Here is a 15326-nt window from a genome sequence, read left to right on the forward strand (position 1 = left end):
CAGAATACACGCCTCGCATTCAACCTCGACAAGGCGGTGTTCTTCGATCCGGACAGCCAGGCGCGCATCGCGTGACGACCAGGTGTTGACATGAGCGGTTCACCAGACATCGTCATCATCGGCTCGGGCGTCGGCGGCGCCACCGTCGCTGCCGGCCTGGCCGCATCAGGCGCTGAGATATTGGTCCTCGAAGCCGGCGATCATATCGCCGATCTTCCGGTCAATCGCGACCAGCGCGCCATCTTCCAGCGTGGCCATTTCCGGCCGAGAGAAATCTGGTACGAGGCGGACGGCAAGGGCTTCAACCCCGGCAACTATTACAATGTCGGCGGCAATTCGAAATTCTACGGCGCCGTCCTGTCGCGCTATCGCAAAGAAGATTTCGGCGTCATCGAACATCAGGAAGGCGTGTCGCCGGCCTGGCCTTTTCCCTATGAAGAGCTGGAGCCCTGGTATTCGCAGGCGGAGCTGATGTATCAGGTCCGCGGCAGTCTTGGCGAAGATCCGACCGAACCGCATCACTCGGTTGCCTACGAATTCCCGCCCGTGCCCGACGAGGCCCCTATTGCCGACGTCAGGGCACGCCTCAAGGCCAAAGGCCTGCATCCCTTTTCGCTGCCGCTCGGCCTGGATCTCGACGCTTGGCTCTCCAAGGCGCGCACGCCCTGGGATGCGCATCCGAATTCACGAGACGGCAAGATGGATGCCGAGACCGCAGCGCTCGCGTTGGCGCTGAAGCACAAGAACGTGCGGCTCGAGACCAATGCACGGGTGACACGGCTTGACACGGGCGCGGGGAGCCGGATCGACCGGGTCACCTATATCAAGGACGGACAGACGCTGATCGTCTCGCCCAAGATCGTCATCCTCTCCGCCGGTGCGGTCCAGTCATCCGTGCTTTTGCTGCGTTCGAAAAACGCCCGTTTCCCGCTGGGGCTCGCGAACTCTTCCGATCAGGTGGGCCGCAACTTCATGAACCATAACGCCTCCGCCGTCATCGGCGTCTCGCCGCGGTTCAGGAACACCGCCGTCTACCAGAAGACGTTCGCCTTCAACGACTTCTATCTCTCGGACGGGGAGGGAGGACCGCCGCTCGGCAATGTGCAGTTGCTGGGGCGCATTTCCGAAAAGGTTCTCAAAGGCTCTCTGCCGCGGGCTCCGGAACGGCTTCTCCGTTTCATGACGGACCATGCCATCGACTTCTATGCAATGAGCGAAGACGTTCCCAATCCCGAAAGCCGCGTGATGGTCGATGGAGATCGGATCGTTCTCAAATGGCAGAGAACCAATTGGGACGCGCATCTTGCGCTTGTCGCCAAGCTGAAGGCAATCCTGAGGTCGATCGGATTTCCGATCGTGCTGTCGAGGCCCTTCGACAAACGCACGCCTTCCCATCAGTGCGGAACGATCCGCATCGGAAACGACCCGGCAACGGCGCCACTGGATCCGTACTGCCGGTCCTACGATCACGGCAATCTTTTTGTCGTCGACGCCAGCTTTCTGCCCACATCGGCTGCGGTCAATCCCGCGCTCACCGTCGCTAGCCAGGCGCTCAGAGTTGCCCACCACATCGCGTCGACGGACTTGCAGACACAGGCAGATCCATTGGTGCGCGCCGGCTTGAAATAGGACAGTAAAATGGGATTCGATTATATCATCACCGGTGCCGGTCCTGCGGGCTGCGTTCTTGCAAGCCGCCTCAGCGAAGATCCCGATGTCAAGGTACTGCTTCTGGAGGCGGGCGGAGGCGACTGGAATCCTCTTTTCCACATGCCCGCCGGCTTCGCCAAGATGACCAAAGGTGTGGCCAGCTGGGGCTGGGAAACCGTCCCCCAGAAGCACATGAAGGGCCGGGTGCTTCGCTACACCCAGGCAAAAATCATCGGCGGCGGCTCATCGATCAACGCTCAGCTCTACACCCGCGGAAATGCGGCCGATTATGATCTCTGGGCCAGTGAAGACGGTTGCGCGGGTTGGGACTATCGTTCGATCCTGCCCTATTTCAAACGCGCCGAGGACAATCAACGTTTCGCCGACGACTACCACGCCTATGGCGGCCCGCTGGGTGTCTCGATGCCGGCCGCGCCGCTGCCGATCTGCGACGCCTATATCCGCGCAGGACAGGAGCTCGGTATACCCTACAATCACGACTTCAACGGCCGCCAGCAGGCCGGCGTCGGATTTTACCAGCTCACCCAACGCAACCGCCGCCGGTCGTCGGCCTCGTTTGCCTATCTCTCGCCGATCCGGAACCGGAAAAACCTGACGATCCGGACGGGCGCGCGTGTCGTCCGCATCGTGCTGGAGGCAGGCCGCGCTGTCGGCGTCGAGGTCGCGACTGGACGCGGTCTGGAGGTCGTACGCGCTGAACGCGAAGTCCTGGTTTCGTCAGGCGCGATCGGATCGCCGAAGCTCCTTTTGCAGTCCGGCATTGGGCCGGCCGACCATTTGACCTCGGTCGGCGTCAAGGCCCTCCACGATCTGCCTGGCGTCGGCGGCAATCTTCAGGACCATCTCGATCTCTTTGTTATTGCCGAGTGCACCGGCGATCACACCTATGACGGCGTCGCGAAGCTCCACCGGACACTTTGGGCCGGAATTCAATATGTTCTCTTCCGGACTGGTCCAGTCGCCTCGTCGCTCTTCGAGACCGGCGGCTTCTGGTATGCCGATCCCGACGCACAGTCCCCTGATATCCAGTTCCATCTCGGCCTGGGTTCCGGCATCGAAGCAGGTGTCGAACGGCTCAAGAACGCCGGCGTAACGCTCAATTCGGCCTATCTGCATCCGCGCTCGCGTGGAACGGTGCGTCTCTCATCCGCCGATCCCGGTGCGGCACCCCTGATCGATCCCAACTACTGGTCCGACCCTCACGACAGGAAGATGTCCCTGGAGGGGCTCAAGATCGCCCGCGAAATCATGCAGCAGGCGGCGCTGAAACCTTATGTCATGGCCGAAAGACTTCCGGGGCCGAAGGTGATCACCGATGAGCAGCTTTTCGATTATGGCTGCGCCAATGCCAAGACCGATCATCATCCGGTGGGCACCTGCAAGATGGGAACCGGGTCTGACGCGGTTGTTGGTCTCGATCTCAAGGTTCACGGCCTCGAAGCCCTGAGGGTCTGCGATTCCTCCGTCATGCCGCGCGTGCCGTCATGCAACACCAACGCGCCGACGATCATGGTCGGCGAAAAAGGATCGGACCTCATCCGGGGCCTGCCTGCGCTGCCATCGGCCATCTTCGCCTATGAACGCAACGATACCAGGCCCCGGGCCCGCCCCGAGATCCGCTAAGGAGTAACGACAATGTCTGAAGTGAGAGTTGCAGTGCTTGGCGCCTCGGGCTGGATGGGAAAGGTCCACACGATGGCCTATCAGACCTTTCCGCATTTCTTCGGCGTGTCGGGCGGAACGGCGCGGATCGTGGCGCTTGTCGACAGCAACCCTGAAGTAGCGCAGGATATCGGCAACAGGGCGCCAGGGGCGAGGATCTATCGGGATTGGAAGCTGGCTGTCGCCGATCCCGAGGTCGATCTGATCGATATCTGCCTGCCCGACCATCTGCACTATCCGGTCGCCAAGGCGGCCCTGCTGGCCGGCAAACATGTCTATTGCGAGAAGCCGCTGGCAAACACCGGCGACGAAGCGCGCGAGCTGGCCGAGATCGCGAGAGAGAAGGCTGTTATTACACGTGTCGGACACGCCTTTCCGCGAAATCCCGTTCATGATCTCGCGAAAGAGATCATCGAATCCGGTGAAATCGGCGAGATCAAGCTCTTTCGCGGCTGCCAGCATGTCGATATGTATGGTGATCCCACGGCCCCCTTCATGTGGCGCGCCGATGGCAAGCTCGCGCCGACCGGAATCGTCGGCGACACCGGTTCGCACATCTTCAGCTTCATGGATTTCCTGGTCGGCCGCGTCATCTCCCTGATCGCCGACAATCTCATCGTCACCCCACGCCGGCCCGTTTTCGAGGGCCTTGCTTATGGCGAGCAGGTGAAACTGGTGGGCAACGAGGCCTGGGCCGACATCACCAATCCCGACGCGACGAACCTGCTGTGCCGGTTCGAAGACGGCGCCGCCGGGATCGTCGACTTCAGCCGCGTCGCCACTGGCCGAAAGTTCATGCAGACCTACGAGATTTATGGGACGAAAGGCAGCATCGCCTATACTTATGACGAAATAAACCGCCTGCGCTTTTATTCCAACGACGACAGGACAGGACGGCGCGGCTTCCGTGAGATCGATGTCGGTCCTGAGAACCCTACCTTCAGAGCCTTCCTTCCCCTGCCGAATTTCGGCATCGGCTACAATGAAAGCAAGATCATCGAGGTGGCCGAGGTGATCCGTTCGATCGTCGCCAACAGGCCGATGTGGCCGACATTCGATACCGGCCACCACATCTGCCAGATCGTCGATGCGTGCATGGAGTCCTCCCAGCAAAAGCGCTGGGTCGACATCCCGCTTGGGTGACGGCGATGACGACAGGTGTTCCGCAGGAGATTCTCGACGCGCTGACCGATGTCGACATGCCGCGACTTCCAGCCGAAGCCGTCGCTTCGGAAAGGGTCCGGCTCTCTGGCATCGAGACGCCGATCTACCGGGCCGGCTGTGTCGTCGTCGGATCTGGCGCTGCGGGTCTGCGTGCGGCGGTGGAAATGAAGCGGCGCGGCGTCGATGTCGTCGTCATCAGCCAAAGCGCATGGGGCGGAACCTCGGCCTGCTCGGGTTCCGACAAGCAAACCCTTCACACCGCAAACACCGCCGATCAGGGCGACAATTACCGGGCGATGGCCCGCGCCATCGGCAGTAGTGGCGCCATGGACGAGGACACGGCCTATGTCGAGGCGGTGGGCTCATCGCGCATGATGGCGTCGCTGCAGTTCTTGGGGCTGCCGCTGCCCCAGGATCCGCTTGGCGGAACACTGAGATATCAGACCGACCATGACGAGGTCGGCCGCGCCACCAGCTGTGGCCCGCGCACGTCGCGTTTGATGGTCAAGGTGCTGGCGGAGGAGGCGATCCGGCTGGGCGTGCCGTTCTACAACCATACCACCGCGGTCAAAATGCTCATCGAGGGCGAGGGGGCTGAGCGTCACGTCGCCGGCATGCTCGTCATGCGCGCCGGCGACCGTACAGAGGAGAACCCGCTCGGCATCGCCTTGTTCGTGAGTAGCGTGATCGTGCTCGCTGCCGGCGGCCCAGGCGAACTCTATCGCGACAGCGTCTATCCCAACGGCTGCTTCGGCTCCCTCGGACTGGCGCTGGAGGCAGGCGTCGCGCTCGTCAACTTGACCGAAAGCCAGTTCGGTATAGGAACGCGCAGGGAGGGCTTTCCGTGGAATCTGTCCGGCACCTACGTCCAGGCGATACCGCATATCTATTCGGTAGACGGCGAAGGCGCCGAACACCATTTCCTGGCGGAATATTATCGAAGCACCCAGGAGTTGGCGTCAAACATCTTCCGCAAGGGCTACCAGTGGCCATTCCACGCGACCCGCATGCTTGATTTCGGTTCAAGCCTGGTCGACGTCGCCATTTACCGTGAGACTGCGGCGGGCCGGCGCGTCTTCATGGACTTCAATCGCAATCCTCTGCCCGTTCCCGGCGACCTGCCATTCGACCTGGAGAGGCTGGACGAGGACGTTCGTCTCTATCTCGGCAAGGCTGGCGCCGGTCAGGAAATCCCGATCGATCGATTGAAGCATATGAACCCGCTCGCGATCGAGCTCTATCGCCGCTACAAGATCGATATTGCCGATGAACCGCTGGAGTTCGCCGTCAACAACCAGCACATGAACGGCGGCATTATGGTTGACACCTGGGGCCGCACCAATCTTGGCGGCTGCTACGCGGTCGGAGAGGCGGCGGGCACACATGGCGTGACAAGGCCCGGTGGAGCGGCGCTGAATGCCGGGCAGGTCTTCGGCACCAGGGTAGCCGAACACATCGGCGCCAGCGGCGCGGCGAAGCGGGCTGCCGCGGGGCCTGCACCGGAGGCAGCGGAGGCGGGCGTCGCCGATCTCCTTTCCACCCTGCGAACAGAAAGCCCGCTCACCGTCAAGGCGGTCCGCTCGGCAGTGCAGACGCGAATGAGCGAGAAGGCGGGCATCATCTGCGATCAGGGGAGCGTCCGCCAGGCATTGATCGAAGCGCGGGAGTTGAATATGCAAATTCGCGCCAACGGCCTCGCCTATGGTCGCGCGGCCGAAGCGGTCCGAGGCATGCAATGGCGGCACATGGCGCTCGCCTCTGAAGCGGTGCTGGGCGCTCTGGACTTCTTCATCGGTAGAGGCGGCGGCAGTCGGGGAGCACGCGCGATCTGCGATGCGGAAGGCGAATTCCTTCCGCTGGCGAGCGCCGGTCCGCTGGAGGACTATCGTTTCCGTAGCGAAAGCGAAGCGCATCGCAAAGAGCAGATCGTCGTTCTGCTCGAGGGGGATGAGATCAGGGTTTCAACCCGGCCCAACCGCAACATGGATGAAAGTGCCAGATCCTTTTTTGAGCGGGATTGGCCGGCCTGGTTGACCGGCCGCATCTATGATCTGGACGCCTCGGAATGAGGCGATGCTGAAACCGCATCAATCGGGATTTGCGACCGGCGGAGGAACCCGGATGCGCTCCGTGTCGTCAGAGCCTTCGGCGACGGCTTCCTCGCTTTTGCGTACGTGCCTTGGCGGATCTTTTCCTTCGACCGGCTTCGGCGACAACTGGTCGTCGGCCTGGATTTCGTCGGTATTGAGATAATTCTTGCTCTCGCCCATGACAATCACTTCCGGTTGGAGAACTGCGGGGCAGGAATGCGACCCTTATGATCGACGCGGCCAGTCTCCGGGTCGGACTCGGAAACGCCGTCGCCCGCCTGGCGGCTGCTGCCCATGCTGACGGGAGGCTTACGCTGGTCGTCGACATTTGCGTCAGGCAGTTCGTCGTCCTGAGTATCCTCGTTCAACGACTTCGGCGGAAGCTTTGCAGAATCGGGAATAAGTTTCGTGGGCATCGGACAATCTCCTTTACAAGCTAACTCCAGCTGGCATCGCAGGTTCCCTGCTGTCCCTCCATCGATGGCATTGCCGATCACACGGCTTCAACTGCGGGAATATCGAGCTCGATCATGACGGGTGCATGGTCGCTCGTATGCTCCCAACCCCGCGGCCTCCGCCGGACGGTCGCCGATCGGAGCCACGGCGCCACCATTGGGCTGAGCAGAAAATGGTCGATCCGAAGCCCGGCGTCGCGCTCGAAACTGTTGCGCCAGTATTTCCAGAAGGTGTAGACGCGCTCGTCCGGATGCAGATGCCTGATGGCGTCCGTCCAGCCCTGGGAGACAAGCTGGGCGTAGGCTTTGCGGACTTCAGGTCTGAAAAGTGCATCGTCTCGCCAGCGTTCCGGCTTGTAGACGTCGATGTCGGTTGGCATGACGTTGAAATCGCCGGCGAGGATGGAAGGTACCTCGATCTCGAGGAGTTCGGCGGCATAAGCGTACAGGCGACGGAACCAGCGGAGCTTGTATTCGAACTTGGCGCTGGGGAAAGGATTGCCGTTCGGCAGATACAGGCACCCGATCAGCATGCCGTCGATGACGGCTTCGATATACCGACTGTGTGTGTCGTCGGGATCGCCGGGAAGACCCCGCCGCGTCAGGATCGGTGTCATATCCTTTGCCAGGATGGCGACGCCGTTCCAGGACCTCTGTCCGTGCCAAACGGCGCCGTAGCCGGCCCGCTCGATCTCTTTTAGCGGAAACCTGGCGTCGTCGGTTTTCAGTTCCTGAAGGCAGGCCACGTCAGGAGCATCCTCCTTCAGCCAACGCAGCAGGATGTTCAGCCGCCCGTTGATCCCGTTAACATTGTAGGTCGCGATTTTCATGAGAGCTCGTGTCGAGGCGGTGCTGGCGTGATCCAAGCGCGCGCCGCAGTCTTTCAGGTCGACTTGTCGCGCGTCAGGTCTCGTTAACGTATGTCACTGCCGCAAAACCGCCGCACACTTTTATGCGACATGCTTAAAAACGCTCCTGAGTTTCCTCCTCCGGCAGTCCGCGTCCGCAGTCGGCCCAGTCAAGACGACTCTCCACGCCGTAATGACCTGCCGGGCGTATCCTGTCGGGGTGATCGAGCGAGCCGACCGTCACTCGGATCAGTTCGTCGCCATCATACTGAAGAAAGAGCGGCGTTCCGCAATTGCCGCAAAAGCCGCGCGTTGCAATCGGCGAGGACCGGTAAACGGCGGGAGACGTGTCGGTCCAGACGAGCTCCTCAACCCTGGCCTGGACGAGAACCGCGAAAGGACCGCCGGTCGCCTTTTTGCACATATCGCAATGGCAATATCCCGAATGCGGCGGATCGCCGGCGAATTCGTATCGGCAGGATCCGCAAAGGCAGCCGCCGGTCCATTTCCTCGCCATGGTGGGCGCCATTAACGCGTCGCGCCAAATACGAAGGCGATGCCGGCCACGATCGCTGCGGCCGTAAGCGGCTGCCGGCGTATCCGATCCTCGATGTCCTGGACCACACTCCTCGCTTCCGCCTTTGCCAAGCGGGCTGTTCCGGAAGCAAGCTCAGAGGCGGACTCCGCCATCCGGCCGGCTTCCTTCTGAAGCGCGCGCAGTTCCTCGCGGTCGGCATCGAAACTGTCCGAGGAGCGGGCGGTTCGGCCGGTCGAGCGAAGGGCCTGATTGACTAGCGGATACTCTTGGTCAAGCGCGGTGGGATCGGGCTCCCGCTCCACGCGCTCCGCCGCCTCGACGTCGCTGCGGCCGGCGGGAATGGAGGTATGAGTGGCCGAGACCGGATCGGACGCCGGAAACGTGTCTTCGATCGCCTTGTCGAGTTCGCCCCTTCGGGCCCGTTTTCGCTGCTCTGCCTGCTCTTTTTGCATCGATTGGACGGCGGGTGATTCGTTCGGGTTTGGCATCGGGCTTTCCTCTCTTGCACTTTGATAATCAAGTGATGACAAAGAAAGAAGTTCCAGAAAAATGCGTCCGCGCCTCATGCAGCAACACCTGGATAAGAAAGCCGGCAACACATGCGCCAAGGCACTGTTTGTGACGACATTGCTCGTATTCTTGCGGGCGTGTTCCGATAAGGCGGACCAAAGTCCCGCCCTTTCTTGGTACCTAGGTCCGGTTGCATTTAGTCTTCGAAACAGCGAAAATTCGCACGCGTCTGATAGAGCGTGGGAACGGCCAAGAACGATGAATGAGGAAGTGGCATGACTATCTCGAAACGAGATTTCCTGAGGCTGGGCGGCAGCGCTGCCGCAGCCCTCGTGGTTGCCGCATCACCTGTGACGATCGATCTCGGTGGCTCCCTTCGCGTTCTGACGGTAAAGCACGCACAGGCAAAAGACGGCAATGGGGGCGGCGGCGGTGGCGGTAATGGGGGCGGCAGCGGCGGCGGTGGCGGTGGCGGTAATGGGGGCGGAAACGGCGGCGGTAGCGGCAATGGCGGAGGCAATGGGGGCGGAAACGGCAATAACGGTTCCGGCAACAGCACTGGCGGAAACTCGAAGGGCAACGCGGGATACTCCTCCGGAGCCGCGTCGCCGTCAGCATCCGGAGCGCGAGCGATCGAGGGCTCCGATGGGTCGATCAACGTTCGCCACGCGAACGGCATCACAGAAAGCCTGCGCAGCGGCCGCTATGTCATGAAGGACGCGAAAGGCAGGACGATCATAAGCCGGCAGGCGACGGCCAGCGACGCAAACCGGCTGAGCCGGTTCCTTCGCTAGAGAGTCTTTCCGGGCATCCCTGGGCTCACGCGGGGTCGGATGGAAGAACTGCCGGCCAGTCGCCAATCGACATTACTGACGAAAACCTGCTCCGGCAGAATGTTGCACTCTGCCGCGGGGAGGGACCGCCCGGCCGACCCCGCGCTATCGACGTTCGCGCCATTGCAGGGCCGCTTCGGTCCTGTTCGAGGCGCCGAGCTTGCTCAGGATCTGAGTCATGTGGTGCTTCACGGTCTTTTCCTGCAGGTTAAGGCGCAGGCCGATATGCTTGTTTGACAGGCCTTGGGCGACGAGATCCATCACCTCGCGCTCCCGTGGCGTCAGGCTGTTCTTGTCGGAGTTTCCGTTTTGCAGAGTATTTTCCATGGCCTTTGCCGACATTGTCGGCGAGACATATCGCGATCCGCTGAGGACGGTTTGAATCGCTTCGGCGAGGCCACGGGAGCCGACACCTTTGAGGACATAGCCCATCGCGCCCCGCTGCAAGGCCCCTAGCAGCGTGTCTACTTCCTCGGATACCGTCAACATCAGCACTTTCGTCGTCGGGCTCCGCGCCAGGACGTCACCGATAGCAGCCAGTCCGCCGCCGGGCATCGAGACGTCAAGGAGCATGACGTCGGGGCGATTATTCGAAGCGATCATGGCGGCGTCCTCGCTGCTGGCTCCTTCGCCAATGACCACGAAATCGCTCATCTCCGACAAGCTGCGCGTCACGCCCTCGCGAAAAAGCGGGTGGTCGTCCACGACGCCGATGGTGATTGGTGTCATCTCTAGTCTCCAACTTCCATGGGCTCGAAGGTCATGGTCACGGTCGTTCCTCCTTCGCCTGTCGTGATATCGAAGGATCCTCCGAGGCTGTCGATACGTTCGCGAAGGCCCACCAGACCGAGGCTTGACGGCCTCACCTCCGTTGGGTCGAATCCATTGCCGCGATCACTGACTTCGACACAAACATGACCATTGTGCGACACTGCTCTTACGGTCTGCTGAACGCCGCCGCCGTGGCGATAGGCATTGTTCAAGGCTTCTTGAATAAAGCGATAAATGCAGATCTTTACGGCAGTAGCGAGCTCCGGTCCATCCTCGTCGATGATTGTTTCTACAAGAGTTTCGGTCTTGTGCCGATGAGCTTCGACGACCCGCAGCACGATCTCGGTGATTGACGATTTTTCGATCTGCGGGAGCACTAGCCCGCTGCAGATATTGCGGATCTCCGTCATGGCCTCGGCAAGACTCGAGCGTATCCAGGCAAGTTCCTTTTCGCGGGCTTCGGGCTCGGTGGACGCGTTGATCAACAAGTCGCTGTCCAATCGCAGCGAAGCATAGGCGATGTGCTGTGCCGGACCGTCGTGCAGATCGGCGCCGATGCTGCGCAGATATGTTTCGTTGAGCGCCGCCACGCGCTGCGAGGCGCGCTGCAGCCGCCGCTGGAGCCCGCGGTTTTCGGCTAGCAGCGCGGACAATTCCTTTACCCGTTCTTTGAGATCCTTGCGTTGCGCTTCGATCGTGCGACTGCCTCGAAACACCAGAGCCGAGAGAACGAGGAAGAAAAGCGCCGTAAGAGCGGCGACAGCGCCCCAGCTCCGGAGCCTGGCGTGCGCCAGGCTGTCAGCCAGCCCTTCGGCCGTCTCGTAGAATTCGAGAACGGCGACGGCCTGACCAGACCACGGCTGGAGAACCGGATTGTAAATTTCCATCAGCGGCTTGCCGAGCGCGCGCTCGGCACCGCTTTCCGGGTCACCAGGCCGCTCGTATCGCGCGACGAGCGAACCGGCGAATGCCTTCTGCAGCTTCTCGCTCACGGGGAACTTCTGGCCCACCAGCTCCTTCTCGTTTGAATAGAGGATGGTGCCGTCGTTTCGCCACAGCTTGAACGAGACAAGGCGCCTGCCAAGCGCCCCCTGACCCAGCGTCTCGTCGAGAGCTTGCGCGCTGCCTTCGTCGAGCAGCGATTCCGTCTGCATGTCGGGAAGCAGCGGCGCTACCACGCTATCGACGTAAAGCGCCGTCGCCGCGCCGGAATTATGGATGACGGCCTCCTCGATGAGATGGGTGACAAGCATGCCCACTAGAAACATCACGACAATCGAGACCAGGCCACCCGCGATGAAAAATTGGGAGGCGAGTGAGCGGGCATTCCAGCGGCGAAGCCAATTCATCTTGATACCGGCATGAGACTTTGCCGACTAACCTACAGCGTCTTTAGAGTTTTTCCAGACAGTATCAGGGCAGATTTCTGGTGTCGAAGACCTCCGCACCTCTGATGCTCTCGGTCAACCGGAGATTATCGCCTGACATGGCTGCGCCGAAGACATAGAGGAGGCCTGCCAGAACGATAACAAGAGCTATGACGGAGGCATTCCAGGCGTTGTTTACATGGGGTCTGTTGCTCTGGGGCATGTGCAGATCTCCTTCCGTATCGTTAGAACGACGCGGTTCAGGCGCCCGTTCCACTGCGGGGACTTCGGTCGAAGAGGCTTGGGACCAAGGTCCGTCCCCATGGACAACAGCAGATTCGGCGATATTTCAAGTTCGACGGAGTTGGGTTTGGAGACCTGTTGTGACAACTTCTGTGAACATCGAAGGCCGCCCAGATTCAGCATCTGCCGCGTCTCCTCCGCCGTTCTCGGCAGGCATCGCCGACGTCTATCAGGCTCTTCTCGTGCCGATTCTTTTCGAACCTTATGCCTCCGAGATGGCAATCGTCGCTGAACGGTCGAAACCAGTCAGCGTGCTCGAGGTCGCGGCCGGGACTGGCGCCTTGACACGCGCTCTGCGCTTAAGGCTCGATCCGGCGGCCGAGATCGTCGCCACCGATCTCAGTCAGGCGATGATCGATGTCGGCGCACCAACCCTCACGATGTCGCGAACTCATTGGATGCACGCGGACGCGCAGGATCTGCCGTTTGCCCACTTGATGTTCGATCTCGTCGCATGCCAGTTCGGCGTGATGTTCTTCCCAGACAGGCCGATGGCCTATGGTGAGGCGAAAAGGGTGCTGCGGAGCGGAGGCCGGTTCCTGTTTTCGACGTGGGATTCGCTTGCGGCCAACGAATTCGCGAGATGTGTGGACGAATCTCTGGCAAGCCTCTTCGCGTCGGATCCTCCGGATTTCCTCAGGCGCTTGCCATATTCTTACTTCGATCCCAGCTCAATCGAGGCTGAAGTTGCATCGGCAGGATTCGAGGCGGTTTCCTGCAAACGGGTCGAACTGACCTCTTCGGCGGCCACAGCACACGACGTCGCGGCCGCCTTCTGCCAAGGCACTCCGCTCAGCGGAGAAATCGAATTGCGGGCGCCTGATCGCATGTCGGAAATCGTCGACGAAGTAACCGAGCGGGTGGCCTCGCGCCACGGTTCCCGTCCTTACGGCAGCATGAGCGCCCTGATCGTCGTCGGCCGTGCTCCCTAACCTCTAAGGGACCAAGCGATAGTTTGGGTAGGGAGCTTCGTGCATCGCGCGGATGACGTGCTGTTCGATCTCGACACAGGTCTCCTCATATTCCCGCACCAGCCTCAGATTGAACTGTCGCCTGCGGAGGCGATCACGCGCTTCCACCGCCATCTGATAGGCCTCGAAAAGCTCGAGCTGCCACGGGTCACGCGCCTTCATGATCAGCGTGCGCATTTGCGGCAGACGCATAGCCAGGCGCCTGCGCCCGGCTTCCCGGCGGCTGGATCGTGTCATCTCCCTCGGTCTCCTGCCCGTACCCCAGTATAACGGCCCTTCGATCCGAGAATAGAGCAGGCGACGAATAATGAAATGGGTTCCGGACCAAGGGCCGGCCTCCCTCAGACTGAGGTCCGGGGCCTGGAACGACGTCGTGCCCAGCTAGTTGCTTTGGCAGCGGCAGGAAGGCCGCGTTGAAAAAGAAGGAGGAAAAGATGCTCTTCAAGCTTATCGCAGGCGCCGCAACTGCCATGGCCGTGATGTCGGGCCTAGCATTCGCCCAGTCCTCGACCGTTAATGGCGCGGCAGGTGGCGCAATCACCGGAGCCATCGTCGGAGGTCCGGCCGGCGCTGCTATCGGCGGTGTTGCGGGCGCAGTCGTCGGCACGGCGATTGATCCGCCCCCGGCAAAGGTCGTCACCTATGTCCGCGAGGCTCCGGCACCATCGGCACGCGTAGTCGTGAAGGAAAAGGTGGTCGTCGGTCAGCCTCTGCCGGAAACGGTCGTTGTGACACCCGTTCCGGACGATCCGACATATGCCTACGCGGTGGTCAATGACGAGCGTGTCATTGTCGAGCCGTCGTCCCGCAAGGTAATCCAGGTAATCAAGTGACGTGACTGTCTACGTGGCTCGACCGCGTCTTCCTTTCGCAAATCATTTTCAGATCAGCCGCACGATCGACAGCAGCGTCGTCGTGCGGCCGCCGGAATTGAGGAGAGGGAACATGATCTATTCCGAAGAGAAATCCACTGGTCTCGCCGTGCCGCTGATCGCCATCCTGCTCGCAATCACCGGCATCATCGCCGTGCTTGTCGGCACCGGCGGCCACAGCAGCGCAGGGGCTCGCGTCTGGGTTCCCCAGGCACAGCAGCAGGAGGCGGGCCAATGAACGCAATTGCGACCGTCGCCTTCGGCATCGTCAGCTCGGTTGGCGCCTGCATGGCCGCGGCATCCGTTGCCTCGCACGTCATGGCGGATTACGAACCTCACGCTTTCATGGACCTTGCCGCGCGCGATCTATGGACGACGAGACCGGTGAAAATCGATCCTCGACAACAGCATTATGAGCGAATACCGCCTGTCTATTCCAGCTATGTCACCGAGGCGCCGGCGGCCATCGCGTCAAAGGCGGCCTCGCAACCCGCTCGCCCGTCGACCGAACTTCATACGCAGCAGCCGAAATATGCCATCGAGCATCTGTCCTGGTGCGCGCAGCGTTATCGTTCCTTCGATCCTGCGACCAACAGCTACCGATCCTATAGCGGCGAGACCCGCGTGTGCTCTTCGCCCTTTCAGCAGAAGATTGCCGAAAGTCAGGATGGCGGCAGCACGAGAGTGAATGCGCAGGCGGCAGCCCGATGCGCCGCCCGCTACAGATCATATCGACCGGAAGACAATACATATCAGCCATGGCAAGGGCGGCGACGAAGCTGCGACATGTCGGATCTGGTCGCGAGGAGCGATTAACCATGCCGGGCAAGGCGTACGAAATCGCATCTAATTGGCTAGCCAGACTAAAGTCCGTGTTGTAATCGCAGCGGTTGTGATATCCGGTTGTATTTGAGGGCGGAGAGCGGGGATGGCGACGACGCTATTAGCAGAAATCCACCGGGCGCAGACAAGGCTTCCGTTCCTGAGCGGTGCGGAGCGGGGCGCCCTGATCGTTCGCATTCTTCGAGAGTTGAAAATGCTTCGTCGGGATGTCCTCGCAAACGTGCCGGCCGATCGTTGCGTTTGGATCGACAAGCTCATCGCGTCGGTTTCTTCGACGGTATCGGAAATCGTGAAGATGCCGGATGCCGAGTTTCACCGTGTCTTGAACGAGTTCGAAAAGCTCATGGCGACGCTTCACAATATTTCGCACCCGGAGAAGCCGTCGAAGACGGTTCACTAGCTCTGCTTCGGATCCTCGCTGGGGTTTG

At 61.0% G+C, this 15326-nt stretch carries 19 protein-coding genes; 10 read left to right on the top strand and 9 right to left on the bottom strand.

The features are described 5' to 3' along the window. The first annotated feature begins 90 nt into the window (after positions 1–90). The 4 genes from FFR93_RS38790 to FFR93_RS38805 are packed head-to-tail and all read left to right on the top strand — an operon-like array spanning position 91 to position 6566. Entirely contained in the window at positions 91–1629 is a 1539-nt protein-coding gene (locus tag FFR93_RS38790) for a GMC family oxidoreductase (RefSeq protein ID WP_138397025.1), read from the top strand. 9 nt (positions 1630–1638) lie between these two features. Then, complete coding sequence (locus FFR93_RS38795; RefSeq protein WP_138397026.1) at positions 1639–3294, top strand: GMC family oxidoreductase N-terminal domain-containing protein; 1656 nt, start codon at positions 1639–1641, stop codon at positions 3292–3294. 12 nt (positions 3295–3306) lie between these two features. Further along, entirely contained in the window at positions 3307–4476 is a 1170-nt protein-coding gene (locus FFR93_RS38800) for a Gfo/Idh/MocA family oxidoreductase (RefSeq protein WP_138397027.1), read from the top strand. 5 nt (positions 4477–4481) lie between these two features. Then, positions 4482–6566, top strand: a complete 2085-nt coding sequence (locus FFR93_RS38805; RefSeq protein ID WP_138397028.1) for an FAD-binding protein — start codon at positions 4482–4484, stop codon at positions 6564–6566. A gap of 18 nt (positions 6567–6584) precedes the next feature. Here the strand turns inward: FFR93_RS38805 and FFR93_RS38810 are convergent, their stop codons facing one another. The 5 genes from FFR93_RS38810 to FFR93_RS38830 all read right to left on the bottom strand — a co-directional run bounded on the left by FFR93_RS38810 (position 6585) and on the right by FFR93_RS38830 (position 8916). After that, the gene (locus tag FFR93_RS38810; RefSeq protein WP_064696150.1) at positions 6585–6767 is read right to left on the bottom strand and encodes a hypothetical protein; all 183 of its coding nucleotides are present in this window, start codon (positions 6765–6767) and stop codon (positions 6585–6587) included. Between the two features lie 5 nt (positions 6768–6772). Further along, complete coding sequence (locus FFR93_RS38815) at positions 6773–7003, bottom strand: hypothetical protein (protein ID WP_138397029.1); 231 nt, start codon at positions 7001–7003, stop codon at positions 6773–6775. A 77-nt stretch (positions 7004–7080) separates the two neighbouring features. Further along, entirely contained in the window at positions 7081–7872 is a 792-nt protein-coding gene (gene xth, locus FFR93_RS38820) for an exodeoxyribonuclease III (protein WP_138397030.1), read from the bottom strand. A 133-nt stretch (positions 7873–8005) separates the two neighbouring features. Next, positions 8006–8407, bottom strand: a complete 402-nt coding sequence (locus FFR93_RS38825) for a GFA family protein (protein WP_138397031.1) — start codon at positions 8405–8407, stop codon at positions 8006–8008. Between the two features lie 11 nt (positions 8408–8418). Then, positions 8419–8916: a hypothetical protein gene (locus FFR93_RS38830; protein ID WP_138397032.1), complete on the bottom strand. Its 498-nt coding sequence runs from the start codon at positions 8914–8916 to the stop codon at positions 8419–8421. A gap of 297 nt (positions 8917–9213) precedes the next feature. On the opposite strand from FFR93_RS38830, the gene FFR93_RS41205 reads away from it, so the two are divergent. Continuing rightward, positions 9214–9732 carry a hypothetical protein gene (locus FFR93_RS41205; protein WP_171049338.1) on the top strand — a complete coding sequence of 173 codons (519 nt, stop codon included), beginning with the start codon at positions 9214–9216 and terminating at the stop codon, positions 9730–9732. Between the two features lie 144 nt (positions 9733–9876). Here the strand turns inward: FFR93_RS41205 and FFR93_RS38840 are convergent, their stop codons facing one another. The 3 genes from FFR93_RS38840 to FFR93_RS41210 form a co-directional block, all read right to left on the bottom strand. Beyond that, the gene (locus FFR93_RS38840; RefSeq protein WP_138397034.1) at positions 9877–10500 is read right to left on the bottom strand and encodes a response regulator transcription factor; all 624 of its coding nucleotides are present in this window, start codon (positions 10498–10500) and stop codon (positions 9877–9879) included. Between the two features lie 2 nt (positions 10501–10502). After that, the gene (locus FFR93_RS38845) at positions 10503–11891 is read right to left on the bottom strand and encodes a sensor histidine kinase (RefSeq protein WP_138397035.1); all 1389 of its coding nucleotides are present in this window, start codon (positions 11889–11891) and stop codon (positions 10503–10505) included. Between the two features lie 64 nt (positions 11892–11955). Further along, positions 11956–12132 (bottom strand): hypothetical protein, encoded by a 177-nt coding sequence (locus FFR93_RS41210; RefSeq protein WP_171049340.1) that lies wholly within the window; start codon positions 12130–12132, stop codon positions 11956–11958. A 160-nt stretch (positions 12133–12292) separates the two neighbouring features. Between FFR93_RS41210 and FFR93_RS38850 the strand changes: the two genes are divergently transcribed. After that, the gene (locus FFR93_RS38850; RefSeq protein ID WP_138397036.1) at positions 12293–13144 is read left to right on the top strand and encodes a methyltransferase domain-containing protein; all 852 of its coding nucleotides are present in this window, start codon (positions 12293–12295) and stop codon (positions 13142–13144) included. 3 nt (positions 13145–13147) lie between these two features. Here the strand turns inward: FFR93_RS38850 and FFR93_RS38855 are convergent, their stop codons facing one another. Beyond that, positions 13148–13420: a hypothetical protein gene (locus FFR93_RS38855; RefSeq protein ID WP_064710677.1), complete on the bottom strand. Its 273-nt coding sequence runs from the start codon at positions 13418–13420 to the stop codon at positions 13148–13150. 197 nt (positions 13421–13617) lie between these two features. Here FFR93_RS38855 and FFR93_RS38860 point away from each other — a divergent pair, with 197 nt between their 5' ends. The 4 genes from FFR93_RS38860 to FFR93_RS38870 all read left to right on the top strand — a co-directional run bounded on the left by FFR93_RS38860 (position 13618) and on the right by FFR93_RS38870 (position 15298). Continuing rightward, positions 13618–14016: a DUF1236 domain-containing protein gene (locus FFR93_RS38860; protein WP_064710701.1), complete on the top strand. Its 399-nt coding sequence runs from the start codon at positions 13618–13620 to the stop codon at positions 14014–14016. 112 nt (positions 14017–14128) lie between these two features. After that, a complete protein-coding gene (locus FFR93_RS41215) occupies positions 14129–14293 on the top strand; it encodes a hypothetical protein (protein WP_171049341.1) in 165 nt (54 codons plus the stop codon). Continuing rightward, positions 14290–14871, top strand: coding sequence for a BA14K family protein (locus FFR93_RS38865; protein ID WP_064710678.1), 582 nt, complete (start codon positions 14290–14292; stop codon positions 14869–14871). The genes FFR93_RS41215 and FFR93_RS38865 overlap by 4 nt, the downstream gene beginning before the upstream one ends. Positions 14872–14983: 112 nt before the next feature. Then, positions 14984–15298, top strand: a complete 315-nt coding sequence (locus FFR93_RS38870) for a hypothetical protein (RefSeq protein WP_138397037.1) — start codon at positions 14984–14986, stop codon at positions 15296–15298. Positions 15299–15326: the final 28 nt, after the last annotated feature.

This window comes from Rhizobium sp. MHM7A, from assembly GCF_005862215.1.
In the GTDB taxonomy this organism is placed as follows: Bacteria; Pseudomonadota; Alphaproteobacteria; order Rhizobiales; family Rhizobiaceae; genus Rhizobium; species Rhizobium bangladeshense.